Consider the following 24,879-nt stretch of genomic DNA (forward strand, 5'->3'; position numbering starts at 1 on the left):
AAGAAGACGATGGCAACGGCCGTGCGCAAGAAGAACTGGTTCGCGATCTGGATCACCATCGGTGTGGTGGTCGTGCTCGCGGCCGTCGGCGGAACGGTCGTGTGGATGAACTCCATCGCCACCGGTCCCGGCACCGCCCCGCAGGCCGCCAACATCAACACCGACACCGGGGCGATCGCGATTGGCGAGGGCTCGAAGTCGATGGACACCTACGTGGACTTCATGTGCCCCGTCTGCGGTCAGTTCGAGTCCGTCTACGGTCAGTCCATCCAGGGCCTCGTCGACGACGGCACGATCACGCTGAACGTGCACCCGATCTCGATCCTCGACCGCCAGTCGCAGGGCACGCAGTTCTCCACGCGTGCCGCCAGCGCGATGTACTGCGTGGCGGCGAACGACCCGTCGGCGGCGCTGCCGTTCCTGCAGGCCATGTTCGCCGGCCAGCCGTCGGAGGGATCGACGGGCCTCACCGACGACGAGATCTCCGCCGTCGCCGAGCAGGCGGGCGCGACCAACTCCGCGTCGTGCATCGCCGACGGGACCTACCGCAAGTACGTCGCGTCGATGACGCCGAAGACGCCGGTGGCACCGGGGTCGCAGGGCATCGGCACGCCGACCATCGCCATCAACGGCGAGACGATCGCCAACTCCTCCCTGCCGCAGCCCGACCAGCTGGCCACGCTCTTCCAGTAGAGCCGGCGCGGGGGACCGCGACACGCCCGAGTTGCCGAGGGTGCGAGTACCACGTACACTTGATCTTTGGTGCTTTGCGCCTGTTTCGGCGTGTCCGACGGTCATCCCGAGGAACCCGGCACCACCCACCCCACCACCGCAGACCGACCGGTCTGCATGAGCGTTAGCGAGTGTATGGCGAAGAAAGACGGTGTCATCGAGATCGAAGGCGTGATCTCCGAGGCGCTGCCCAACGCGATGTTCCGCGTTGAGCTGAGCAACGGGCACAAGGTACTCGCCACGATCTCGGGCAAGATGCGGCAGAACTACATCCGCATCATCCCCGAGGACCGCGTCGTCGTGGAGCTCAGCCCCTACGACCTCACCCGCGGCCGCATCGTCTACCGCTACCGCTAGACCGGTCGAGAAGTAACGCCCCAGGCTCCGGCCTGCCCGGCGAAGACAGCGAACAGGAAAAAACATGAAGGTCAAGCCGAGCGTCAAGCCGATCTGCGATCACTGCAAGGTGATCCGCCGCCACGGCAACGTCATGGTCATCTGCAAGTCCAACCCGCGCCACAAGCAGCGCCAGGGCTAGCACTCCGACGGATGCCGCAGCTGCGGCATCCGTCATCCACAACTGAACACACCTCTACGGCAGCACCAGAACCTCGCAAGAGGGGACACCCCGGGCTGGAGGCCCGGGCACCGGCACTGCTCCACACCTCCACGACACTCCTAGGAGAGCCGCATGGCACGTCTCGCCGGCGTCGACATCCCGCGCGACAAGCGCGTGGTCATCGCCCTGACCTACATCTACGGCATCGGCCGTACCCGTTCCGAGGAGATCCTCACCGCGACCGGCGTCAGCCCGGACCTCCGCGTGAAGGACCTCTCGGATGACCAGCTCATCGCCCTCCGCGACTTCATCGAAGCGACCTTCAAGGTCGAGGGCGACCTGCGCCGCGAGGTGGCCGCCGACATCCGCCGCAAGGTCGAGATCGGCTCCTACCAGGGCATCCGCCACCGCCGCGGCCTGCCCGTGCGCGGTCAGCGCACCAAGACCAACGCCCGCACGCGCAAGGGTCCCAAGCGCACCGTCGCCGGCAAGAAGAAGGCGCGCTAACGCGCGGCCGCCAAGGTTCAGGAGAACACGCACATGGCACAGGCCAAGACCGCCGCGCGCAAGCCGCGCCGCAAGGAGAAGAAGAACATCGCCGTGGGCCAGGCCCACATCAAGTCGACGTTCAACAACACGATCGTCTCGATCACCGACCCGACCGGCGCTGTCATCAGCTGGGCGTCCTCGGGCGGCGTGGGCTTCAAGGGCTCGCGCAAGTCCACCCCGTACGCCGCCGGAATGGCCGCCGAGTCCGCTGCGCGCCAGGCGCAGGAGCACGGCGTCAAGAAGGTCGACGTCTTCGTCAAGGGTCCCGGCTCCGGCCGTGAGACCGCGATCCGCTCGCTGCAGGCCGCCGGCCTCGAGGTCGGGTCGATCAACGACGTGACGCCGCAGGCGCACAACGGCTGCCGTCCGCCGAAGCGCCGCCGCGTCTGACACCCGTCGTCCGGCAGGCCCGGGGATTCGTCCCCGAGCCTGCCGAGACCGGTCCGCTGAGCCCGTCGCGGCTCAAACACGCTTCGCGGCTGCCGGACCTCCGGCATCCGCTCGAGTAAAACTCAACACCTCATTCACCGCACGTGTCATATAGCGGGCACGTGATCGAAAGGAACACATAGTGCTCATCGCACAGCGTCCCACCCTGACCGAGGAAAAGGTCGGGGAGTTCCGCAGCCGCTTCATCATCGAGCCGCTCGAGCCCGGCTTCGGCTACACGATCGGCAACGCGCTGCGTCGCAGCCTCCTGTCGTCGATCCCCGGCGCCGCAGTGACGTCGATCCGCATCGACGGCGTCCTCCACGAGTTCAGCACCATTCCGGGTGTGAAGGAGGATGTCACCGAGATCATCCTCAACATCAAGCAGCTGGTCGTCTCCAGCGAGCGCGACGAGCCCATCACGGCGTACCTGCGCAAGACCGGTTCGGGCGAGGTCACGGCCGCCGACATCTCGGCTCCGGCCGGCGTCGAGGTCCACAACCCCGAGCTCGTCATCGCGACGCTCAACGACACCGCGAAGTTCGAGCTCGAGCTGACGATCGAGCGTGGCCGCGGCTACGTCTCGGCGACCCAGAACCGCAACGAGTACGCCGAGGCCGGTCAGGTCCCGATCGACTCGATCTACTCGCCCGTCCTCAAGGTCTCGTACCGCGTCGAGGCGACGCGTGCCGGTGAGCGCACCGACTTCGACAAGCTGGTGCTGGACGTCGAGACGAAGAACTCGATGGCCCCCCGCGACGCGGTCGCATCCGCCGGTCGCACGCTGACCGAGCTGTTCGGCCTCGCCCGCGAGCTGAACGTCGAGGCCGAGGGCATCGAGATCGGCCCCGCGCCGGTCGAGACCGTCCTGTCGAACGAGCTGTCCATGCCGATCGAGGACCTCGACCTGTCGGTGCGCTCGTACAACTGCCTCAAGCGCGAGGGCATCAACACCGTCAGCGAGCTCGTGGCCCTCTCCGAGACGCAGCTCATGAACATCCGCAACTTCGGTCAGAAGTCGGTCGACGAGGTGCGCGACAAGCTCATCTCGCTGGGCCTGTCGCTGAAGGACTCGGTCCCCGGGTTCGATGGCGCGCACTTCTACGGCGGCTACGACGACGAGACCGCCTGAGCTTCGGCTTCCGACCTTTTAGACACTGGAGTAACTGAGAATGCCTAAGCCCACCAAGGGTCCCCGCCTCGGCGGAGGTCCCGCCCACGAGCGCCTCATGCTGGCAAACCTCGCGGCAGCCCTCTTCACCCACAAGGCGATCACGACGACCGAGACGAAGGCCAAGCGCGTTCGTCCCCTCGCCGAGCGTCTCGTGACCTTCGCGAAGCGCGGCGACCTGCACGCCCGCCGTCGCGTGCTCTCCGTCATCGGCGACAAGTCCGTCGTGCACGAGCTCTTCACCGAGATCGCGCCGCTGGTCGCCGACCGCGAGGGCGGCTACACGCGCATCACGAAGATCGGCAACCGCAAGGGCGACAACGCCCCCATGGCCCGCATCGAGCTCGTCCTCGAGCCCGTGTCGCCGAAGCCGAAGTCGGCGAAGAAGTCCGCCGCCGCGTCCGCCGGATCCGCAGCGCCCGCCGCTGACGAGACCGTCGAGGCCGAGCCGGCCGCCGACGAGACCGTCGAGGCACCCGCCGCCGACGAGACCGTCGCTGACGAGACCGCCGCCGACGAGGCTCCCGCTGCCGACGCCCCCGAGGCCGAGGCCGCGAAGGAGAAGTCCGAGTAACTCGGACACCCTGCGCACAGCGGAGCCCGCGACCCTTCGGGGTCGCGGGCTCCGCTGCGTGGTGCGTGCGCGTCACTCCACGTGCGGAATCGCGGAGATGTGCACGATGACGGAGGCCGGTGGGCTGCGGCATCCGTCATCGTGCACATCTCCGTCATCCTGCGTGTCTCCGCCGCGGTGGGCTGGCTGTGTGAGACGCAGGCCGAGTTGTGCGAAACCGCATGCTTCGTGAGCAAATGCGGGCGGATGCGGGCCATCGCGCAGCCGTGGCCCCCCACCTGGGCCCTCATTCCGCGCGCAGAAGTGCGGACATGTGCAGGATTGCGGATGCGGGGAGGCCGCAGCATCCGTCATTCTGCGCATCTCCGTCATCGTGCACGCGTCTGGAGGTCCCCCCGAAGTGAGCCCGCAGCCGCCCCCACCGTGAGCCCGCGACCGCTTCCGCGGCAGCCATCGCCGAGTGGGCGCGTCGCCGCCGCGGCTACGCTGAAGTCGTGCGGATCCGTCTCGACATCGCCTACGACGGAACCCATTTCCGCGGCTGGGCCCGACAGCCCGGCCTGCGCACGGTGCAGGGCACGCTCGAGGACGGCCTCTCCCGTATCGTCGGCGGCTCCGTGCGGCTGGTCGTCGCGGGGCGGACGGATGCCGGGGTGCACGCCACCGGACAGGTCGCCCACGTCGACCTCGACGACGAGCAGAGCGACCGCGTCCTCGCCCGGAGGGGCCGGGACGGGGCATGCGATCCTGTCGAGACGCTCTCGCGACGGATGCAGGGCGTGCTGGGTGCGTACTCCGACGTCGCCGTCCTGCGCACGTCGCCCGCCCCCGCCGGCTTCGATGCCCGCTTCTCCGCCGTCTGGCGCCGGTACGCCTACCGGCTCGCCGACCAGGCGGCCGGATACGACCCGCTCGAGCGCCACCGAACGACGACGGTGCGGGGCGAGCTGGACGTCGAGAGGATGGATGCCGCGGCCCGCTCCCTGCGCGGTCTCCACGACTTCGCCGCCTACTGCAAGCCCCGCGACGAGGCGACCACCATCCGCACGCTGCTCGAGTTCGACTGGCACCGCGACCCCGCGGGAGTGCTGGTGGCCCACGTGCGGGCGGACGCCTTCTGCCACAGCATGGTGCGCGCCCTCGTCGGCGCGTGCGTGGCCGTGGGGGAGGGGCGGCTCGATCCCGACGACCTGGTGGCGATCCGGGACGCCGCGTCGCGCGTACCCGAGGTGAAGGTGCTGGCCGCGCGGGGACTCACCCTCGCCGAGGTCGGCTATCCCGCCGACGACCTGCTCGCCGATCGCGCGGAGCAGACGAGGAACCGGCGCGACAGCGAGTGACCGATCGCGCCGCGGGACACGCGCCGCGCATCTGTCAAGACATCGTGGCGCTCACCCGGGAGTCCTAGGCTGGGATCCGTGAAGGTCATCTCGTACAACCTCCGCAAGCACCGCGCCGCGGTCGAGCTCGAGGAGCTCGTCGAACGGCACGGGGCCGATGTCCTGTGCGTCCAGGAATGCGACACGACGGACATCCCCGAGCGGATCGGCGGCTTAGTGCTCGCGGATTCGACCAACCGCAACCGCCTGGGCCTCGCCGTCTACTACCGCGAGAACACCTACCGGGCGGTCGAGGTCCGGGCGCTCGCGCTCAAGAAGTCGCTGCACGACTACGTGCTGAAGCCGGCGGAGGAGCGCCTTCTCGGCGTGCGCCTGCACGACATCGACCATGGCCGCGAAGTGATCGTCGCGTCGTTCCACGCCGCGCCCCTCACGGCGCTGAACTCCCTGCGGCGCCACCAGATCCGCACGGCGCTGAACGAGCTGGCCGCCCTCGGCGAGGGTCTGCCCGCGCTGATGGTCGGCGACTACAACTACCCGGTCTTCAAGGAGAACCTCGGCCAGAAGGTGCGCGAGCAGGGCTACGAGCTGAGCCTGAGCGACGCCCGCACCTATACGCGCTACCGGTTCTTCCGCGGGCACTACGACTTCGCCACCTCGGTCGGGTTCACGATCGACCAGGTGCGCACGTTGCCGCAGGGCCTCAGCGACCACCTGCCGATCCTCGTGACGGCCCGTCTCCCCGGGGTGGCCGCCGCCGCGGACGTCGCGGGCAGCGCAGCCTGATCCCCGCCGACGACCGACGCCCGAGGCGGACCTGCACAGCGGGCTCAGAGGCGGCCGACCTAGCGTCGAGGATATGACGCCGCCCCCGCACGAGCCGACTCAGCCGCCGCAGACGACCGCGCCGCCGCAGACACTCGGCGTCGTCGGCGACGAGACCTTCTCCGCGACGCTCGCCGAGATGCGCGCGCTGCGCGACGAGCTCCAGCGTTTCCTCCTCGAGTACCAGTTCGCGCTCAAGGAGGTGGAGACGAAGATCGCCATCCTCCGTGACGAGTTCCTGCACATGCACGACTACAACCCGATCGAGCACGTCTCCAGCCGGGTGAAGTCGGCGGACAGTCTGGTGGAGAAGGTGACCAGGAAGGGCGTCGATCCGGACTTCCCCTCGATCCGTGCGCACATCCACGACGTCGCCGGCATCCGCATCACCGTCAGCTTCGTCGCCGACGCCTACCTGCTGTTCGATCTGCTCACGGCGCAGGACGATGTGACCGTCCGAGAGGTGAAGGACTACATCGCCGAGCCGAAGGAGAACGGCTACAAGAGCCTGCACGTGATCATCGACGTGCCGGTGTTCCTCTCGACGGGGCGCGTGGACATCCCCGTCGAGGTGCAGTTCCGCACGATCGCCATGGACTTCTGGGCGAGCCTCGAGCACAAGATCTATTACAAGTTCGACCGGCAGGTGCCGGGCGACCTGCTCGGGAGCCTGAAGGATGCCGCGGACACGGCCGCCGAGCTCGACGAGCGGATGGAGCGGCTGCACCGGGAGGTGCGGGCACCGGTTCCGGTGGCCGCCCGACAGCTCGACGTCTGAGTGGGCGGCGACATCCGGCGACACTCCGGACGCCATTGCGCGACAGGCATCGCCCCACGTCGCGCCGACCACCCCATCAGGGCCCCGGACCAGCGGAGAGGGCCATCGCACCGTCCTAGGCTGTGCCTGATCGGCGCTCGCGGGATGCGCCCGACCGCACCGGGAGGCGCACCATGGCTCGTACTGTCCGCCGCACATCGGTGCTCGGCGCCGTGGTCGTCGCCACAGCCCTCGCGCTCGCCGGCTGCAGCACCCCGCCGTGGCTCGAGCCCGGCGCGTCCTCCTCCGCCGAGCCCGATCCCAGCGCCAGCGCCAGCGCCACCGCGACCGAGGCGCCTCAGCCGACGCCGAACGACCTGTCCACCGGCGCCACCGCGCGCAGCCTGACCGCCGGTCCGCTCGGCATCTCGTTGAACTACTGGTCGAGCCTCGCCATGGACAAGTGGACGCCGGGCGTCCTCAAGCCCGTCAGCCTCTCGCTCATCAGTTCGATCACCCCGAACGACGGCCAGAAGGTCTACCTGCAGCGCGCCACGATGACCGCCACCCCCGGCTCCGCGACGGAGACGTTCGATCCGCTGACCGCGCAGGTCGACGCGGCGACCACCTCGCCCGGCTATCTCGTGCTCGATCCGTACAGCTACTCGCAGACCTTCACGGTGGGGCCGACCCCTGAGGGGGCCACCTTCGTCACGCTCGAGTTCTCCTACGAGTTCCTCGTGCAGACGACGCCGACCTCCACCGACTACGCCAAGCAGACCGCCACCGACACCCTCACGGTCGCCGTCACGCCGTAGCGGGTGCCGGGCCGACCCGCACCCAGCGGTCGCCTCCCTGCTGCTGCGCCTCGTGGACGGCTGCGGCGGCGCGGACCGCGAGATCGGCGTAGCCGTCCGACACCGGATCGACGGCGATGACGCCGGCGCTCGCGGTGATGCCGAGGGCCACGGGAGCGCCGTCCTCACCCGCGGACGTTTCGTTGAGCACGGTCCGAACGAGCGCGCGCACGGCCGCGAACGACTGCGACACGAGCACCGTCACGTGCCCCGGCGCCACGCGGCAGATGTCGGCGTCGGCCGGGAAGGTGGCGGACACGATGCGTTCGAAGCGGGCGACGGTCGAGGCGTGGGCGGCCTCACCCGTGGCATCGCGGAGATCTTCGTCGTCGTCGAGTCGGATGTCGATGAAGGACCACGTCTGCTCGTGGCGGATGGCGGCGCGCCGGAGCCGCTCCTGCGCGAGGGTTCGCATGACCGGAACGGGAAGCAGCGTGTCGAGAGCCTTGAGGACGTCGCTCGCGCCGGCTCGTCGGTCGGCGATGAACAGCAGGCTGACAGTCGCGCAGATGACGTAGACGGTCATGATCATCACGAAGGCGCGGACGAAGAGGACCTCGGATGCCGCGCTCGTGCCGGCGGCGCTTCCGGCGAGCCCCACTGTCGCAACCAGGAGGATGGCGCACGAGGCGACGACGAGCGGGAGGCTGTGACGAGAGGCGCGGGCGCCGTCGCGGATGGACTCGATCGCGCCCGGGGCCGCGCCCAGAGCCGCCCCGAGGACGAACACCCGGAAGACCAGTGAGCCGTAGGGACCTTCTGTCGTGGCGAGCAGGGCGAGGAAGGACCCGACCGACTGCACCAACCCGATCCAGGCGTGGGGGCGCAGCCGTGCCGTCGCGCGCAGCCCGGACCACACCAGTGCCGGTACGCCGCACAGCAGACCGAACGACACCGGGTGACGAAGGACGTCGATGCCCAGGGCGACCGAGGCGAGCGACCCGTATGAGCCGAGGAGCGCGAGGATCATCGCGAGTGTCCAGATCAGCGTCGCCCTGCTCGGCCGCGCCAGCAGGCCCATCCAGATCATGAGTGCGACGCACACCGTCACGACGGTGGTCTGGCCGATGATGAGCCCGTTCGGGGGAGCGACGGCCGCGACCTCGCCCACGCCGGCGAGGATCTCAGGAGACACGTCGTCCTCCTTCCGCCGACGCGCCGGCGCCGAGCCCGGGCGGGAAGGCGCCGGCCTCGTCGGCTGCCGGAGAGTCGTCGAGCGGAATCTGCACCGTCACCGTCGTGCCGCGGCCCGGCGAGCTCTCCACCACGACGGTGCCGCCGTGCTGAGTCACGAGCGATTGCACGATGCCCATGCCGAGGCCCGTTCCGACGATGGTGCTCTGCTCGGCGGCGGCGGAGCGGAAGTACGGCTCGAACACGCGCGCCACCTCGTCCTGCTCCATGCCGATGCCGGTATCGGTGATGCGCAGGACAGCGGACGGTGGCGGGGATGTTCCCGCCTGGCCGGTGGGCGTCTCGGAGATATGGACGTCCACGAGCACGCGCCCGCCCTTCGGCGTGTACTTGATCGCGTTGCTGAGGAGGTTGTCGCCGACCTGCCGGAGGCGGAAGGCGTCGCCCCGGACGATGACGCCCTCCGATGGGGCGAAGTCGACGACGACACCGGCACCCAGCGCGGTCGGGGCCAGCGATTCCACCGACTCCGCCACGACCGCGGCGAGGTCCGTGCTCGTGACCGCCGACTCGGTCATGCGGGCCTGCCGGCCGGACTGGAGGATCTGGTTCGCGAGTCTCATCATCCGCTCGGCCGCGGAGTTGATCGCCTCGATGCGCTCGCGCACCTTCGGGTCGAGCGACTCGTCCTCCAGGACGAGGTCGGAGTATCCCAGGACCGTGGTCAGGGGATTGCGCAGTTCGTGCGAGACCCGGGTCGCGAGGCTGTCGCGTGCGCGCTCCGCGCTGACCATGGGGGTGATGTCGTGCACGACGAGGAGCGATTCGCCGGCAGCGAGGTCGTGGTCGTCGGGAAGGCGGAGCGCCGTCTGCGACAGGGCGCGCCACGACCCGTCGGCGGTGAACAGCCAGGTGCGGAGGTCTTCGAACTGCTCGCCCGCCCGGGAGCGCACGAGCGGCCGGTCGGCGCGCGCGAGGGGTCGCCCCTGATAGTCGTCGTATTCGACGGAGCGGGCGACGAGCTGGGGATCCAGCGGCGCCACGTCGTACAGCTCGCGGTAGGTGAGGTTCGCCTCGACGATGTCACCGTCCGCAGACAGGCGCACCACACCGACGTCGACGGAGCCGAGGACGCGCGACACCTCGCGCTCCTGACGCTTCGAGCGGCCGAGCGTCTCGGAGAGTCTGTTCGCCTCGCGTCTCAGCAGCCGCTTGAACGCCCGGGTCTGACGCGAGGCGGTGTGCGTGCTGATGGCGATGAAGGTGAGTGAGAGCGTCACCACGACGAGGCGCAGTGTTCCGGCGGCGTTCTCCTCGCGCTGCGCCTCCTCGATGAGCACCATCACACCGATGCCGCTGAGCCCGATCCCCGTCGCCCACAGCGGGAAGTACGTCGCGATCCAGATCACCGGGAACACCCAGAGGAAGGCGAAGTCGACCGTGGTCTCCCGGGTCATGATGCCGACCGCGAGGATGTCCAGGAACGGGATGCTGAGCACGGTCACCGGCGGGAACCGCTGCCACGGCACGGCGAGGGCCACGCCCGTGAGCACGACGACGAGCGAGACGCCGACGGTGAACGTCCAGAGATCGACGGTCTCGGGAGACACGGATTGCACGAGGAGGACGACCACCACGACGACGATCGCGAGCAGGAGCTGCGACAGCCAGATGGACGTGGTCCTCGTGGCGATCGGGTGGGTGGAGGTGTCGGTGTCGGGCACGGTCACATCCCTTCGAAGGACGCCGCGCGGCGTGCCGTGGTGCGGGCGGCGCGGGCGAAGCGGCGTAGGTCGGCGGACTCCGTGATGTCGAGCACTTCGATCTTCACCTCGGGAGGATCCGTCGGCCCGGCCGGGGGCAGCATCCGCTCGTATGCGGTCTGCAGTCGCTCGCGGATGGCGTCGGTGTCGGCGCCGGAGCCGAAGCGCAGCGATACCAGGACGCCTGCGGTGACCTCGCCGACCACGCTTCCGGTGGGCATGGACGCGGTCGTGGCCCGGGAGAGGGCGGACGAGACGCTGTGCGCCCATGCGCGTCCGAAGGCGGTGCGGTGGAGGGCGAGATCGGGCACCGTCACCGACAGGGCCGACACCTCCCCGCGCTGCTGCAGCAGCGCGTCGACCCAGTCCGCGAGCGTGTCGGCGTTCACGGTGTCCTTCTCATCGATGCCCGACTCGCTGCGGATGAGCATCACCGTGCCGACGGCGGTCACCCCGACGGCCAGCGCCGACACCAGCGAACTCGGCCCCGACGAGAGGTAGAGCTGGACCTCGGGCGCATCCGGGCCGAGGAGCAGCGGGCCCACGAGGCGAGCCAGGGCGTACACGCCGTAGATCCCGCACGTGATGCCGATCAGTCGCGCGCCGAGGGCGGGAAGCGGGCCGCGCGCGCAGGTCCACACGGTGGCCGCGCAGAAGGCCGCCAGAGTCACCAGCTTCACAGCCTGGCCCGCCTCGGCGGAGACGACCAGCGTGGTCAGGCCCACCCCCACCGAGACGATGAGGAAGACGGTCGCGTGGTGCCGGCGGCCGGCGGCGCGTCGCACTCCTGCGGCCAGCAGGCCCACCGCGAGGGGCATGGAGATGTCGCCGATGACGAGGGGGATGAGCTTGTCGGCTTCGTCGCCCGCGAGCGCGTACGCGAGGGTGGAGAGCGTCGCACAGCAGGCGGCGAGTACGGCGAAGTTCGACAGCGTCAGCCAGCTCTGCTGGTCACCGCCGCGGCGTCGCTCCGCGATGATCGCCACTCCCACCGCGACGCAGCAGACGATCGTCAACGTGACGGTGTACAGCGTGACCATCGGCCGCTCCTGCACGTCGGTCGGGCCTCGGACCCGCGCGTTGCGCGAATCTTGCGGATTCGTTGAGTTCATCTCCGCCAAGCAGGGGTGCTTTGCGGAGGTCAGCATACCAAGCTGGGTGTTACCGGCCAGGGAGCGGATTCGACGCCCGAAGGCCGACGGGGACTCCCCCCGGGACCCCGCTGACGAAAGCCGAGAAATGACCGACATGCCCTACCGCCGCAACGAGATCGCCCTGCGATCCGCGACCGTCGGTCCCGTGACGCCGCCCCTGGAAGACCTGCTCTCGCACGCCTTCCCCGCCGACTTCGACTCGGTCTTCGAAGGCTCGTCGACGCAGCGGTCGACCATCGGATGCATCATCCCCGCCTACAACGAGGAGGAGTCGATCGCCCAGGTGATCGAGGGCCTGCTCACGCAGACGCGTGTCCCCGACGTCATCCACGTGGTCGTCAACAACACGAGCGACCAGACGGTCGCGCTGGCCTCGCAGTACGCCGGTCCGCACGAGATCACCACCGAGCTCGGCGAGCAGTTCACCGAGGTGTTCGTGCACGACATCGGCAAGAACCCCGACAAGAAGGTCGGCGCCCTCAACTACGGCTACTCGCTCGTCGAGGGCTACGACTACCTGCTCGGCGTCGACGGCGACACCATCGCCGAGGCCCGCGCCGTCGAGTACCTCGAGACCGAGATCATCAACGACAGCCGCATCGGCGGCATCTCGGCGATCTACTCGATCGACAACAAGCCGTTCAAGGGCCTCGCGTCGTTCCTCATCAGCGGACAGCGCTCGCAGTTCGCCGCCTTCAACCTGCAGAACCTGCTGCGCGGCAGGAACATGGCGGTGCTCGGCGGTCAGTTCTCGATCTTCTCCACCCACGCCCTGCGCGAGGTCATGGAGCAGAACCACCAGACGACACCGTGGGTCAAGGACAGCGAGGTCGAGGACTCGCTGCTGTCGCTGCAGATCAAGAGCGCCGGCTACCTCACGAAGATCAGCCCCTTCGCCCGCGCCGACGTCGGCGGCATGACCACGCTCAGCGGTCTCGACGCGCAGCAGGTGAAGTGGACCTACGGCGCCATCGAGCTCATGTGGCCCGGTCAGCGCGGCGACACCAAGGGCCAGCCGCTGCACCCGAACCTTCGGATCCGCTGGTTCGAGAACTTCGGCATGCTGACCAACCTCTTCGTCCGCATCGCGTTCCTGCTGCTGCTGGCCGGGTCGCTCTCGCTCAGTGCCTTCGTGTTCTCGCCGTGGTGGCTCCTCCCGATCGGCATGGCGGTCCTGCTCAACCTGCGGATGGCGCTGACCATGGAGTCGCGCACGCGCAAGGACATCCTGTTCGCCGTGCTGATCGTGCCGGCCGAGATCTACATGTGGATCCGGCTCTCGCACTTCGCGCGCGCCTGGACCCGCTTCCTGTCCAAGAAGAAGGTCGACAACTGGGCCATGCAGGCGAAGGCGGAGAAGGGCGGCGGCTTCGGCCACTGGACCCCCGCGATCGTCACGCTCGCCGTGCTCGTCGCCGTGGCGGTCATCTGGATGATGCTCGGCCCGGTCGTGCAGTCCAGCATCCTGTGGGTCGGCTGGCCCATCGTCGGCGTCGTCACGGTCCTTCAGACCCTGATGATGTTCACCAAGCTCTTCCGTCGTCAGCATGGATACAAGGTCTGAGTTCGGGGGAACTCAGAACGCTCACGTCACGCGGTTCCTCACCTGGGGAGGTGGAGCCGGACGGTCAGGCAGAGGGAGCCGACTGATCGGACGTGAGACGGTAACCGACGCCCCGCACGGTCTCGATGAATCGAGGCTGTGCGGGGCTGTCGCCGATCTTGCGGCGCAGGTTCGTCATGTGCGCCTCGATCGCCCGCTTGTCGGCCTCGCCGACGAAGTATGTGGTCACGTACGACTCGCCGCGCAGCACCAGCGTGAGGTCCGCCTTGCTGCGCACCCGTCGGCGCGATTCCATGAGAGCCGCGAGCAGGTCGAACTCCGTCCGGGTGAGGTCGACTTCGGCGCCGTCGATGAGAACGATGCGGCTGTCGAGGTCGAGGCGGAGGTTGCGGTGCGCGAGCCAGGAGCCCTCGGTGTCGAGCTGCGTGGTGGCGATGACGCCCGCGTCCGCCACCCGCTGCACCAGGACGCCGGCGCCCGTCGACGTCGGCGCGGCTCCGCCGGACGGCGCGGAGGTGAGGATCGGGATCTGCGCCGGCTCTGCGGATGCCGCGGGCACGCGCACCTCGGCGGTGGAGGTCACCTGCGGCCGTGCGCCGGGGAAGGAGGGGCCGGCGCTTTCCTGCGTGCGCACCGGCGTCTGCGGCGTCGCGGACCGCGGACGACGGAGCATCGCCTCCACGCGCGCGCGGAACTCTCGGGGGCGGAACGGCTTGGTGATGTACTCGTCCGCTCCGGCGCTCAGTCCGAGGACGACGTCGGCCTCTTCGCCCATCGCGGTGATCATGATGATGTAGGTGTCGCTCTGGGCGCGGATGCGCCGGGCGGCCTCGATCCCGTCGAGACCGGGCATGTTCACATCGAGCGTGGTGATCAGCGGCTGATAGGACAGCACCGCCTGGATGCCGTCGATGCCGTTGCCGACCGAGACGGTCGAGAAACCCGCGGCCTCGAGGACGTCCACCAGCAGGTGGCGGAGGTCGGCGTCGTCCTCCACGATCACGGCCGTGCGACCAGCAGGCGTCGTCTCGGTCATGGGAATGCTCCAATCGAACTGTCAAGGGGCCGGTGCGGCATCTGTCGAACCCCTCGGGCGAGCGGGATGGAGTGCTGGCTTCGCATCCTGTCACACCGCGTGCGACGCCTGTCCGATCGTCCGGCGTCACGCGTGCCGCCGCTCCTCGAGCGGGAGAAGACATGGCGCGTGAGGGATGTCAGCTGGCGCGTGAGCGGGCGTTCTTCAGCGCACCTCGCGCGTGAGGGTCACGGCAGCCTCCGGCCACCAGGTGCCCGCCGGCGGGCCGCCGTTGCACGTCCCGTCGCTCTCGCCGGGCACTTTGACCCAGAGGTTCGCGTCGACCACGTCATCGCCGACCGTTCCGCCCTGCTGACCGAGGAGCCGGTCCGGGGGATTGCACCACTGGCCGTCCGACCCGCTGCCGTTGCGCGAGGTGTCGATGACGGCGTGGGCGCCGGGGAGGAGCCCTGCGAGCCGGTGGGCGTAGTCGATCTCCCGATCGGTCGCGTTGTAGTTCGAGACGTTGGTGACGAAGCCGCGGACGTCCTCCACCCCGGCGCCCCGCAGGAGCTCGGCCATCTGCTGCGCCGGCAGCCAGTTCGAGTGGCCGCCGTCCAGGTAGATGTAGGTGCCCGGCGAGGCGAGGGCGTCGGCCGCGGCGCGCAGCTGGGAGAACCGAGCCGCTTCGTTGCCGCACTCGGGCGCGAGGGCGAGGCTGTCCGGTTCCAGGATGAGGATCGTGCGTCCCCCGCCGTCGGCGCGGAGCTCGTCGCCGATCTCGGTCGTCCACGCGGGATACTCCCCGGGGCTGAGGCCGCCGGCGGAGAAGCTCCCGCAGTCGCGCTCGGGCAGCCCGTACACGACGATCGTCGCCGTCGCGCTCTGGGCGTGGGCCTCGTCGAGGAGGGCACGCACGCGCGGCCCGACCGAGCCGATCGGATAGGCCTCGGGGGTGAGCCAGGACGCCGTCGGCTGCTGCGCGAGGTAGGCCGCGGCGGCCTTCTCCGCGGATCCTTCGGCCGTCGAGTCCGCAGCCTCGACGGCTGCGGTGTCGGTGTTGACAACGAGGCGGATGCCGGGCGTCGGCGCCCGGTCGGCGGGGGAGAAGGTCAACGCGATCACGATCACTCCTGCCACGGCGAGGGTCAGCACGCTTCCCACGATCGCCGTCACGAGCACGGTGAGGCGGGAGGGCGATCGTTCCCAGCGCTTCTCGGCGCCCGCCGAGGGGCGGGATCCCCTCGCAGTGGGGCGCTTGTCTGCCACGGCCCGACTCTACTCAGCGCCCTCCAGGGCCGGCGGGCGCAGCATCCGAGTCAGCTGCGAGCGGGAAGAAGCGCGGGGTCGCTCTGCCGCCACTTCTCGACGGTCTGCACGAGCCAGAACGCGCTGAAGAGGGCCAGCGCGGCGGACTCCGCGAACAGGAGGGACGGCGCGGCGCCGTCGCCGGCCCGGATGGCCGAGACGACATAGACCGCGAGTACCAGGAGCAGCAGGCCGGCGACGAGCGAGTAGGCCACCCGATAGCGCCGTGGCGGCGGCGAGAGTCGGGACGGGAACGCGCTGCGGATCGCCACGAGTGCGAACAGGGCGAAGAAGATGACCGTCGCGACGAAGTGCCCCTGCGCGAGGAAGGCGTCGCGCGCGCCGAGCCAGCACGCGGCGACGCTCACGAGCACCCCGGCGGAGCCGATGAGGCTGGAGCGGACGCGCGAAGCGGTGACCTGGCCCGTGATGACGAGGATGACGGCCGTCAGCACGACGAGTGCGCCGACGATGAGATAGGTCGCGACGCCGTCGGCGGCGGCGTCGACGGCGTCGGGGGGAAGGCAGCGTGACGGGCACGCGACGTCCACTCCCGGGATCGTCCCGGGCACCACGGTGGTGGGAATCAGCGCGATGAGCGGGCCGAACACGGCCGCGCCGTCCAGCAGCGCGCGGTCGGCCCCGCGGCCCGACAGAACGAGAAGAGCGAGGGAGACCGCGACGAGAGCACCGACGAAGGCGTTGCGCGCGGGCGTGTAGTAGTAGTCGCTCAGCGCTGGGAGCCATCCGACGCGCCCCGCCGCCACCGACACCGACACGAAGATGACGACGACGGTCCCCACGACGCCGAGCCGGAGATAGCGGTAGGTCCTCTCGGGGGACGTCGAGGACGCGGCCGCCATCTCCTCAGGGTAATGCGAAGAAGCGACATCACGTCCGACACTGCGCGACGATCCGTCGCGGGACGGATGGCAGCGCTCCCAAGCGACGGAATCTGTCCTACCCTGAACGCGTGGACCGGTATATCGTCGTCAGCGCCCTCGGCGCCCCGGTGCGGATCGAGACCTCCGCGCTCGATGGCGACGCGATGACCGCCGTGAGCGACGCGTGGGCTGACGCGACGGTACCGGGCGACGGCGAGGGCGGGCCCACGGTCACGGCGAACGCCACCACCTCCACGCCGGAGATGCTCAGCGATCTGTCGCAACGTGTCACGCTCGCCGCCATCGACAACGCCCGCGCGCGGCGATGGATGCTGCACGCGGCCGGTCTCGCGCGGGAGGACGGTCGGGTGGCCGCGCTCATCGGCCCATCGGGCCGGGGCAAGACGACGGCGTCCCGCACGCTCGGACGCCGCTTCGGCTACGTCTCGGACGAGACGGTCGCCGTCGACGACGACGGCACCGTCCACCCGTACCGCAAGCCGCTGTCGATCATCGAGAACGGCGTCCAGCACCCTAAGGTGCAGCGCGCCCCCCGCTCCCTCGGTCTCGGAGACCTCCCCGACGTCCCGCTGCGGCTCGGCGCGATCGTGCTGCTGGAGCGGCGCCCGGACGGACCGGACGAGCCGGAGGTGGAGGAGGTCGACCTCGGCGACGCCCTGGCCGAGCTCGTCGCCCAGACGAGCTTCCTCGCGTCCCTTCCGCGCCCGCTGCAGACCGTCGCCGGTCACGCGGCGGCCGTCGGCGGGATCCGGCGGGTGACCTACCGAGAGGCCGAGACGCTCGACCGGACGATCCGGCGGATCCTCGACAGCGCGCAGCCCGCGCCCGCGCCCGCAGCCGTCGCCGCCGACCTGCCGCTGCCCGCCGCATCCGCCGACCGGGCGCCGGGCGCGCGCTACACCCGCACGGACGCCGTGGACGCCGTGCAGCTGGACGATCCCGACCGCCTCATCGTGCTGCACACCGACGAGGCGGGGCAGGGCGTCGTCCGCGTGCTGTCGGGCCTTGCCCCCGCGATCTGGCGCGCCGCCGCGGACGCGACCCTCGAGGAGCTCGTTTGCGCGGCCGTCGAGCGATACGGAGAGCCGGAGGGGATGGATGCCGCGGCCGCCGTGTCGACGGCGGTGGACGACCTTCTCGCCGAGGGCGTGCTCCGCCGCGCCGACGCCGTGCGCTGGGCCGTGGCAGACGACGTGGCGTGGGTGGACGAGCCCGACCGGGCGGTGGTGCTGCGACTGTCGGCGGAAGCAGCGGAGCCGGTCACCCTCGAAGGCTCGGCGGCCGTGATCTGGGACGCCGTCGTCGCGGGCGGCCCATCGGGCGACGACGTCGCGGCGATCACGTCGCGCACGGCCGAGGCCGCGGGGATGGAGGCGCCCGACGACATCGCGGCCGACGTCTCGGACTTCCTCGCGCACCTCCTCGACGGCGGCCTGATCGAGGCGCGTCCACAGCCCTGACGCGTCAGCGCCGGGCTGGGCGGCGCGGTGGACCCGAAGCAGCCGCCTACAGACCGGCCCAGCGCGGGATCGGCCAGATGACGGCGGCGGCCCTGCCGACCAGCCCGTCGCGGGTGGCCCACCGCCAGCATCCGTCATCCGCCCCGGGAGCACGGCAGAACGCGGCGGAATCCGACGAGTTGCCCCTGTTGTCACCGAGCACGAGGTAGGAGCCGGCGGGCACCACCACCTCGTCGAAGCAGCGGGGCGATCGCGCCTCGGTCGCACAGTCGAGCGAGCCGGGGACGAACGGAAGGTCATTGCTGACGTAGTCCTCCGCGAGGGGTGTGCCGTCGACCTCCACAGCCCCCTCGGCCGAGCAGCAGGCCACTCTCTGACCGGGCAGCCCGATGATCCGCTTGACGAGGGTGTGCGGGCCGGTCGGCCCGAACCCGGTCACCTCGCCCACCCAGCGAGCGGCGTCCTTCAGGGCGCCGCCGGAGGGCTGCTCGCCGCCGTCCCACGCCGCACCGGCGTCGAACACGACCACATCACCCATGCCCGGTGCGGCGCCGACATACGCCAGCCGGTTCACGAGGATCCGGTCGCCGTTCTGCAGGGTCGCGTCCATCGACGCGGACGGCACGGCGTACGGCTTGGCCACGAAGGTGAGGAGCAGGCCGAACACCACGAAGGCGGCGAGGAGATGGAACCACACGCTGCCGCCGATGCGCCTCCAGAGCGGTCGGGGGGCGGCATCCGTCACGTTCCGAGGGTATCGATGCGGCGGATCGGGGACGTCCGCCGGTCCCTTACGCGCCACCGGACGTCCCCGACGCGCCGAATTCCGCCAGATCCGGGTGCGAAGGCGCCCGTCCTCTGGTGTGCGAAGGGCCGACGGCTATAGTCAAGGTGTCGTCGACCGGTGAAAGGTCGTGGCGAGAGGTTTGGGGACCGATCGTCGCGATGCCGGCAGGCGCGCGATTACGTGACTGGGGAGTCGTATGGTCAATTCTGCTGTGCAGGAGAGCGCCCTTTCGAAGGGGGCGGGTCTCGTCGATCTCGTCGTCGAGGACGGAAGCGCCATCGTGCTGCGCAACCATTCCTTGCACGACCTCACCGTGCTGGTGTCGTTCGTGACGAACGCCCGCGGCCGGAATCCGGAGGAGGCGCGCGCGCGGGTGGAGAGCACCACGGGCGGCGGGCCGAACGGAGAGGGGCACGTGCCGCGGATCTCGTCCGACGACGATGAGCGCGACGCGTACCGCACCGTCTGGCGCGACGAATTCGGAATGCGCACCGCGATCTCGGGCGACTACATCTGCACGCGCTTCGGCAGCGTGACGGTGTCGCTGTCGGCTGGATCGCGGTTCGCGTTCCACGTCGGCGCCGGGCCGACGACCGTGGTGGCCGGTGTGGCAGCCCTCGGTCTCGGCACCGACGACGACGTGGCGCTGTCGCCGATCTCCGACGGCCCCGTCGCGGTCATCGCCGCGGCGATCGAGCCCCTGTCGCGCTGACGCCTCCGTCAGCGGTCCCGCCGGTGGGCGCGGATCGCGCGGACCGCGCGGGGGAGCGAGCGGATGCCGCGGCCCCAGCGGGCCGCGCGCGCGAGCGTCATCGAGCGCAGGTCGGTGCCGACGTGGGGGAGCGCGAGGCGGAGATCAGCGGCGCTCGGCCAGACGGCGGCGCGGACGATCTGCGACCGCTCGCGGATGGACGCGCGCCGGAAGGCGGAGATCCAGAAGTACGCGCCCGAGCGGGCGTCGACGCGCTCCCGCCAGGCGCGCACCTGAGCCGGGTCGACGGCTGAGGCGTCGTCGCCCGCGGAGATGCCGAGCGCCGACAGCACGGGGGCGAGCGTCTCCGCGCTCCCCGTGAGGCGCGCGAGATCCGAGATGTCCTGGCGCTCGGTCGGTGTCAGCTCGAGGCGGAGGAGGTTCGCGAGCTCCTCCTCGTGACGCGGCTGACGATCCGTGCCGCGCATGGAGTGCAGGGCGAGGATGAGGAACGAGCCCGTCCTGTCGGGGACGACGCAGTCGCGGTGCGCGAAGTCCATCAGCGTGCGCCGCGACCAGAGGTGCTCGAAGGTGACCTCCGGGAGTGCCAGCATCCCCGGGTAGAAACGGTGGACGTCGATGTCGCACGGCCAGCGGTCGTGGAGGAACGTGCGGGAGTGCTTGCCCATGTGGCGCCCGAGAACTGTTGAACCTCGTTCGCGCCAGCCGGCGCCGATCACCGCGTCGCACAGCTCGTCGAACGCGGCGGGGTCGACCAGCACGTCGATGTCGCCGGACGTCCGATGCGGGCGGAGCCCGTGGCGATGCAGGGCGGGGCCTTTGATGAACAGCGCGCGGATCCCCGCACGATCAAAGAGGGCCTGCAGCCACGCGTGACCCAGCTCGACGGCGGTGGCGAGGGACAGCTCGGCGACCGGCGACCCGGTGTCTTCCGCCGATCGGTCGTCGACGACGCCGGTCCCGTCGAGCATCCGGCTCAGAGCATCCCCGTCCGGGGCGGCATCGTAATCGACGTGGTGACCCGCAGGGAGCGCCCGCCGACGGTGAGCACGGCAGCGACCGGGAAGACGACGCTCTGCTCGAGATGTGCGGCCGAGCCGATGCCGACGGAGCCGAACTCCACCGGGAAGATCACCGTCTCATGGGCTGCCACGTCGAGAACGGACGTCGTCGTAAACGTCGTCGCCGGGAAGCCGTGTCGTCCGATGACGGGGGCACTCCGGTAGGCGACCGTGCGGGAGGATTCCGCGACGCGCTCCCCGTTCCACCGCTCCACGGCGAAGCCGGGTGCCGCACCGACGCCCGGCGCGGAGACCGCGGGACGGAACACGGTCACCTGGAGGAGGGCCGGCTCCCTCTCGATCGGCCGCGAACCGTTGCTGAGCACGAGCTCGAGCGGCAGGGCGACGCCGCCGAGCGCGCTCGCGACGCCGTGATCCGCATCGCTCATCGTCCAGTGGAGGATCGGACGGTAGACCGCCGTCGACCGCACGCGGCTCTTCACGAGCCGCGTCGCACCACCCAGGAGTGAGCGCGTCAGGGAGACCTGACCGCGTCGGTCCGCGTCGATTTCGAGCATCGGCAATCCAGCTCCTGGGGTGGGTGAACCCCCTCACTCTCTCCCGAACCCTCCGGAGGGCATTCGCCCGCGGCGCTGATCGTCGCTTCGGCGTCGCGAAACGAACGAAAAGGGCCCCCGTCGACTCGATCCTGGGGAGATCGGGCGACGAGGGCCGTGCCTCGAGGAGTGACCGGGATGCTGGGGACACCGCCGGTGCGGGCTGGAACGCCTACCGCGAGGAGTTGGGGGGAGGGTGGATCAGAGGATGCCGGCGCCCACCGGGACGGAGATCGTGGTGGCCGCCGTGAGGGTGCGCCCGCCGATGGTCACGATCGTCGTCACGGGGAAGTCGGCGAGTGCTGCGATCGTCAGACCGGTCGAGTTGCCCGCGAGCCCGAACTGCACCGGGATGTTGAGCGAGCCGTTGGCAGCGATCGTGACCGGGACGGTGGTCGAGTACGTGGTGAGGGGGAAGCCGAACTGGCCGACGATCGGGGCCGACTGATAGGTGGCCGTGCGCGATCCGGACGGAGTGCTGGCACCGTCGAACTGACGCACGCCGAAACCGCGCGCGCGCCCCACGGTGATGGGAATGCCCGAGGGGCGGCCGACGGTGATCTGCACCGTCGCCGACTCGCCGGAGATCGCACCGGATCCGTTGGTGATCGTGAGCTGGGTGGGAACGGTGACCAGGGTCTGGGCAGTGACCAGTGATGCGGAATCGAGGATGCCGAGCGTGAGCAGGCCGGTGTTGCTGCTCGTCCAGGCGAGTCCCGCATTGTTCACCGAGGCGACGGCCATGGGTGCCGCGGCGGAGGCGACGATGACCGGAACCGACCACGCGGCGCCCTTCATCACGGAGCGGCGGCTGAGCCCGCGGGCGGCGTCAGCGGGGTTTCGGGTAACGAGGTCGGTCATTCCAGCTCCAGGTTCGGGAAAAGTGAGTGGGTTGTGCTGTCACTTTGTCCCGAACCCGCGGATGGGGCGATCGTCCTGGCGTCGATCAACACGGCCGTGGCGCGGAATTCACCTGTTCGGTCACACCCGTCGCATCAGGCCGGACAGCACGTCGCGCTGGGTCTTGTCGCGTGCGACGCCGGAGTCGTGTGGCGTATCAGCGCTCGTCGCGACCCGCGCGGTCAGCGCGAGCGGAGTTCCGCCGGCGACTTCGCGCCGTGGGCCTGGAATGCCCGGCGCATCGCGGCGGTGTTGCTGAAGCCGGAGTGCCGGGCGATCTCGGTGATCGACAGGGCGTCGTACTGGGTGTCGCCGAGCAGCGACTGGGCCAGCTCCAGGCGGAGTGCACGAAGCGCTGCCGCCGGCGACGTCCCCTCGCGGGCGAAGAGGCGCTGGAGATTGCGCATCGACATGTGCAGGTCTCGCGCGAGGTCTTCCACCCCGTAGTCCGGATCCGCGCGATTGAGGAGGAGCAGCATCCGAGCCCGGTGGCTGGGTCGGCCCGACTGCAGCGACGGCGGCTCGGTCTCGACGCGCTCGAGGAGGACGCCGTAGGCCATCTCCACCAGGAGCCGTTCGACCAGATACGACGACACCCTCGTCTGCACCTCGGCGCGGCGTGCGACGGAGCTGGCGAACGTCAGCATGCCGTGATTGAGCGGGGTGCCCGCGAGCGCGAACGGCGACGGAGCCTCCGGCACGCTCGCATCGACCACGTTGTCAGTGTCCAGCCAGACGACGGTCGCGCGAGCGTCTTCGCTCCAGTGGATATCGGCCTGCTGGGTGCTGTGGATCAAGACCCCGACGGCCGGCTCGTCCGCGTGGAGCAGATCGGGGCTCAGGGCGACGCGACCCTCGGTCGCGAAGATCATGACCGTGGTGCGGGCGACATCCGTGCGCGGCGACCAGTGCCAGCGCGGACCCCGCGGCCGATGTGCGCTGACGATGGCAGAGCGGTACTCCTGCACCGTAAGCAACCCGCTGGCCGGCGCGTCCATGTCCAGGCAGGCGGCCATCGCTCTGCGTAGTGCTCCGTTGGGCATGTTGTCCGATCGAATCTCTGGGAACGGGCGACCGCGCCCTTGCGGCGATCTGGGAGAAGTCTATGACTTTGTCGCGAAAAGCAGGGACCACTGTCGCGCAGTTCGCACCTACATGAATTGCGCCAATCTTGCGCTCTCATCGTGGGCGCCTTGTGGGACGCCCTCCTAACGTGGAGTCATCGCCTGGTGAACCCGAAGCACCGGGCGACGTCGCCGCCGAGAGATCGGCGGTCGGCATCGGGCCTCGCGCGTGCCCTGCAGCGCGCGCGAGGCCTCTTCCGGCTACTGGGGAGCTGACGGAAGAGGCCGGTCCGCACTGGGGAACACAGCACGGGGCCGGCGCGATCTGATCGCGCCGGCCCCGACTGGTTCCCCCGCTTTACGCCGGCTCAGGGGCGACCCATGCCGTAGTACGTCCACCCCGCGGCGCGCCACGCGGCGGCATCCAGGCAGTTGCGGCCGTCGACGACGATCCGTCCAGCGGTCAGGGTGGCTGCGTGCTCCGGAGAGAGCTCGCGACGGTACTCGTCCCATTCCGTGACCACGATGATCGCGTCAGCCGCACGCAGGGCCTCGTCACGATCCTCGACGTACGTCAGCTGCGGGTGGACTCGCTGCGCATTTGCGATGGCCTCGGGATCCGTGACGGCCACGTGGGCACCGAGGCCGTGAAGCTTCACCGCCACATCGAGGGCGGGCGAGTCGCGGATGTCGTCGCTGTGCGGCTTGAACGCTGCCCCGAGCACGGTGATGTTCTTCTTGAACACCGTGCCGGCGAGGGCCTCCACGACGAGCTCGACGGCCCGGTCTCGCCGACGGAGGTTGATCGCGTCGATCTCACGGAGGAAGGCCACGGACTCACCGCGGCCCAGCTCTTCGGCTCGAGCGGAGAATGCCCGGATGTCCTTCGGCAGGCACCCGCCGCCGAATCCGATGCCGGCGCCGAGGAAGCGGCGCCCGATCCGCGCGTCGTGTCCGATCGCCTCCGCGAGCTGTGTCACGTCTGCCCCGGTGACTTCGGCGATTTCCGCCATCGCGTTGATGAATGAGATCTTGGTGGCCAGGAAGGCATTGGCGGCAACTTTCACCAGCTCGGCCGTCGCGAGGTCTGTGACGATGAAGGGCGTGCCCTTCCCGACCGCGGGGTGGTACACCTCCCGCAGAATGTCGGCGGCGCGCTCGCCCGCTGTACCGCTGGGCACGCCGGCGACGAGGCGGTCGGGGTCGACCGTGTCCTGGACAGCCCAGCCCTCGCGGAGGAACTCAGGATTCCAAACAAGCGTGGCGCCGGTGGCCTCCACGCGAGGAGCGAGCCCGGCCGCCGTCCCGACCGGCACCGTCGACTTCCCGGCGACGATGTCCCCGTCGTCGAGGTAGGGGAGGAGACCGTCCACTGCCGCATTCACGTACGTCATGTCGGCCGCATAGCCGCCCGCCTGCTGCGGCGTTCCGACGCCGATGAAGTGCACCGAGGCATCCTTGGCCGCCGCCATCTCGGTGGTGAAGCGGAGGCGTCCCGACTCGATGCCCGCGGCGAGGATCTCCTGCAGCCCGGGCTCGAAGAAGGGAGCCTCACCCTTCGACAGGGATTCGATCTTCCGGGTGTCGACATCGATACCGACGACGTCGTGGCCGATGGATGCCATGGCCGCGGCATGCACCGCGCCTAGGTAGCCGCAGCCGATCACAGACAAACGCATAGGACGTCCTTCGTTTGGGTCGA

The 24,879-nt window shown here is 69.9% G+C and carries 26 protein-coding genes; 14 read left to right on the top strand and 12 right to left on the bottom strand.

Going from position 1 to position 24,879, the window contains the following annotated elements; all coding sequences use genetic code 11:
- The first annotated feature begins 9 nt into the window (after nucleotides 1–9).
- The 11 genes from CVS47_RS02290 (at nucleotide 10) to CVS47_RS02340 (ending at nucleotide 7,754) form a co-directional block, all read left to right on the top strand.
- On the top strand, nucleotides 10–693 hold the full coding sequence (locus CVS47_RS02290) for a DsbA family protein (protein WP_127094635.1): 684 nt from the start codon (nucleotides 10–12) through the stop codon (nucleotides 691–693).
- Between the two features lie 174 nt (nucleotides 694–867).
- Nucleotides 868–1,089, top strand: a complete 222-nt coding sequence (gene infA / locus CVS47_RS02295; protein ID WP_017201569.1) for a translation initiation factor IF-1 — start codon at nucleotides 868–870, stop codon at nucleotides 1,087–1,089.
- 64 nt (nucleotides 1,090–1,153) lie between these two features.
- Nucleotides 1,154–1,270 carry a 50S ribosomal protein L36 gene (gene rpmJ / locus CVS47_RS02300; protein ID WP_127094636.1) on the top strand — a complete coding sequence of 39 codons (117 nt, stop codon included), beginning with the start codon at nucleotides 1,154–1,156 and terminating at the stop codon, nucleotides 1,268–1,270.
- A 153-nt stretch (nucleotides 1,271–1,423) separates the two neighbouring features.
- Nucleotides 1,424–1,798, top strand: a complete 375-nt coding sequence (rpsM, locus tag CVS47_RS02305) for a 30S ribosomal protein S13 (RefSeq protein WP_127094637.1) — start codon at nucleotides 1,424–1,426, stop codon at nucleotides 1,796–1,798.
- A gap of 33 nt (nucleotides 1,799–1,831) precedes the next feature.
- Nucleotides 1,832–2,230, top strand: coding sequence for a 30S ribosomal protein S11 (gene rpsK, locus CVS47_RS02310; RefSeq protein ID WP_127094638.1), 399 nt, complete (start codon nucleotides 1,832–1,834; stop codon nucleotides 2,228–2,230).
- Between the two features lie 181 nt (nucleotides 2,231–2,411).
- Nucleotides 2,412–3,401, top strand: coding sequence for a DNA-directed RNA polymerase subunit alpha (locus CVS47_RS02315; protein ID WP_127094639.1), 990 nt, complete (start codon nucleotides 2,412–2,414; stop codon nucleotides 3,399–3,401).
- Between the two features lie 40 nt (nucleotides 3,402–3,441).
- Nucleotides 3,442–4,014, top strand: coding sequence for a 50S ribosomal protein L17 (gene rplQ / locus CVS47_RS02320; protein WP_127094640.1), 573 nt, complete (start codon nucleotides 3,442–3,444; stop codon nucleotides 4,012–4,014).
- 494 nt (nucleotides 4,015–4,508) lie between these two features.
- Nucleotides 4,509–5,354 (top strand): tRNA pseudouridine(38-40) synthase TruA, encoded by an 846-nt coding sequence (gene truA / locus CVS47_RS02325; protein ID WP_127094641.1) that lies wholly within the window; start codon nucleotides 4,509–4,511, stop codon nucleotides 5,352–5,354.
- Between the two features lie 78 nt (nucleotides 5,355–5,432).
- The gene (locus CVS47_RS02330) at nucleotides 5,433–6,140 is read left to right on the top strand and encodes an endonuclease/exonuclease/phosphatase family protein (protein WP_127094642.1); all 708 of its coding nucleotides are present in this window, start codon (nucleotides 5,433–5,435) and stop codon (nucleotides 6,138–6,140) included.
- Nucleotides 6,141–6,318: 178 nt separating this feature from the next.
- Nucleotides 6,319–6,957, top strand: a complete 639-nt coding sequence (locus CVS47_RS02335) for a GTP pyrophosphokinase (protein ID WP_127097148.1) — start codon at nucleotides 6,319–6,321, stop codon at nucleotides 6,955–6,957.
- Nucleotides 6,958–7,130: 173 nt separating this feature from the next.
- Complete coding sequence (locus CVS47_RS02340; RefSeq protein WP_127094643.1) at nucleotides 7,131–7,754, top strand: hypothetical protein; 624 nt, start codon at nucleotides 7,131–7,133, stop codon at nucleotides 7,752–7,754.
- On the opposite strand, the gene CVS47_RS02345 is transcribed toward CVS47_RS02340, so the two are convergent.
- Genes CVS47_RS02345 through CVS47_RS02355 form a run of 3 tightly spaced genes read right to left on the bottom strand, consistent with a single transcriptional unit; the run spans nucleotide 7,744 to nucleotide 11,730 of the window.
- On the bottom strand, nucleotides 7,744–8,928 hold the full coding sequence (locus tag CVS47_RS02345) for a hypothetical protein (RefSeq protein WP_127094644.1): 1,185 nt from the start codon (nucleotides 8,926–8,928) through the stop codon (nucleotides 7,744–7,746). The genes CVS47_RS02340 and CVS47_RS02345 overlap by 11 nt on opposite strands.
- Nucleotides 8,918–10,651: a sensor histidine kinase gene (locus CVS47_RS02350; protein ID WP_127094645.1), complete on the bottom strand. Its 1,734-nt coding sequence runs from the start codon at nucleotides 10,649–10,651 to the stop codon at nucleotides 8,918–8,920. Before CVS47_RS02350 ends, CVS47_RS02345 begins: the two co-directional genes overlap by 11 nt.
- 2 nt (nucleotides 10,652–10,653) lie before the next feature.
- Entirely contained in the window at nucleotides 10,654–11,730 is a 1,077-nt protein-coding gene (locus tag CVS47_RS02355) for a hypothetical protein (protein WP_127094646.1), read from the bottom strand.
- A gap of 199 nt (nucleotides 11,731–11,929) precedes the next feature.
- Here CVS47_RS02355 and CVS47_RS02360 point away from each other — a divergent pair, with 199 nt between their 5' ends.
- Nucleotides 11,930–13,408, top strand: coding sequence for a glycosyltransferase family 2 protein (locus CVS47_RS02360; protein WP_127094647.1), 1,479 nt, complete (start codon nucleotides 11,930–11,932; stop codon nucleotides 13,406–13,408).
- A 64-nt stretch (nucleotides 13,409–13,472) separates the two neighbouring features.
- On the opposite strand, the gene CVS47_RS02365 is transcribed toward CVS47_RS02360, so the two are convergent.
- The 3 genes from CVS47_RS02365 to CVS47_RS02375 all read right to left on the bottom strand — a co-directional run bounded on the left by CVS47_RS02365 (nucleotide 13,473) and on the right by CVS47_RS02375 (nucleotide 16,594).
- A complete protein-coding gene (locus CVS47_RS02365) occupies nucleotides 13,473–14,444 on the bottom strand; it encodes a response regulator transcription factor (RefSeq protein ID WP_127094648.1) in 972 nt (323 codons plus the stop codon).
- A gap of 204 nt (nucleotides 14,445–14,648) precedes the next feature.
- Nucleotides 14,649–15,692, bottom strand: coding sequence for a glycoside hydrolase family 6 protein (locus CVS47_RS02370; protein WP_127094649.1), 1,044 nt, complete (start codon nucleotides 15,690–15,692; stop codon nucleotides 14,649–14,651).
- Nucleotides 15,693–15,742: 50 nt separating this feature from the next.
- Nucleotides 15,743–16,594 carry a hypothetical protein gene (locus CVS47_RS02375; RefSeq protein ID WP_127094650.1) on the bottom strand — a complete coding sequence of 284 codons (852 nt, stop codon included), beginning with the start codon at nucleotides 16,592–16,594 and terminating at the stop codon, nucleotides 15,743–15,745.
- A 110-nt stretch (nucleotides 16,595–16,704) separates the two neighbouring features.
- Here CVS47_RS02375 and CVS47_RS02380 point away from each other — a divergent pair, with 110 nt between their 5' ends.
- Nucleotides 16,705–18,096, top strand: coding sequence for a PqqD family peptide modification chaperone (locus CVS47_RS02380; RefSeq protein WP_127094651.1), 1,392 nt, complete (start codon nucleotides 16,705–16,707; stop codon nucleotides 18,094–18,096).
- 46 nt (nucleotides 18,097–18,142) lie between these two features.
- Here CVS47_RS02380 and lepB read toward each other — a convergent pair whose 3' ends face one another.
- The gene (gene lepB, locus CVS47_RS02385; protein WP_164734583.1) at nucleotides 18,143–18,841 is read right to left on the bottom strand and encodes a signal peptidase I; all 699 of its coding nucleotides are present in this window, start codon (nucleotides 18,839–18,841) and stop codon (nucleotides 18,143–18,145) included.
- Between the two features lie 238 nt (nucleotides 18,842–19,079).
- Between lepB and CVS47_RS02390 the strand changes: the two genes are divergently transcribed.
- Nucleotides 19,080–19,595 (top strand): hypothetical protein, encoded by a 516-nt coding sequence (locus CVS47_RS02390; protein ID WP_127094653.1) that lies wholly within the window; start codon nucleotides 19,080–19,082, stop codon nucleotides 19,593–19,595.
- An 8-nt stretch (nucleotides 19,596–19,603) separates the two neighbouring features.
- Here the strand turns inward: CVS47_RS02390 and CVS47_RS02395 are convergent, their stop codons facing one another.
- The 5 genes from CVS47_RS02395 to CVS47_RS02415 form a co-directional block, all read right to left on the bottom strand.
- Complete coding sequence (locus tag CVS47_RS02395; protein ID WP_127094654.1) at nucleotides 19,604–20,566, bottom strand: nucleotidyltransferase family protein; 963 nt, start codon at nucleotides 20,564–20,566, stop codon at nucleotides 19,604–19,606.
- A 5-nt stretch (nucleotides 20,567–20,571) separates the two neighbouring features.
- Entirely contained in the window at nucleotides 20,572–21,174 is a 603-nt protein-coding gene (locus tag CVS47_RS02400; RefSeq protein WP_127094655.1) for a hypothetical protein, read from the bottom strand.
- Nucleotides 21,175–21,414: 240 nt separating this feature from the next.
- Nucleotides 21,415–22,074: a hypothetical protein gene (locus CVS47_RS02405; protein ID WP_127094656.1), complete on the bottom strand. Its 660-nt coding sequence runs from the start codon at nucleotides 22,072–22,074 to the stop codon at nucleotides 21,415–21,417.
- Between the two features lie 221 nt (nucleotides 22,075–22,295).
- Nucleotides 22,296–23,129, bottom strand: a complete 834-nt coding sequence (locus CVS47_RS02410) for an AraC family transcriptional regulator (RefSeq protein WP_164734584.1) — start codon at nucleotides 23,127–23,129, stop codon at nucleotides 22,296–22,298.
- Nucleotides 23,130–23,545: 416 nt separating this feature from the next.
- Nucleotides 23,546–24,856 (bottom strand): UDP-glucose dehydrogenase family protein, encoded by a 1,311-nt coding sequence (locus CVS47_RS02415; protein ID WP_127094658.1) that lies wholly within the window; start codon nucleotides 24,854–24,856, stop codon nucleotides 23,546–23,548.
- Between the last annotated feature and the right edge of the window lie 23 nt (nucleotides 24,857–24,879).

Origin of the sequence: Microbacterium lemovicicum (genome assembly GCF_003991875.1) — a bacterium.
Lineage (GTDB): Bacteria > Actinomycetota > Actinomycetes > Actinomycetales > Microbacteriaceae > Microbacterium > Microbacterium lemovicicum.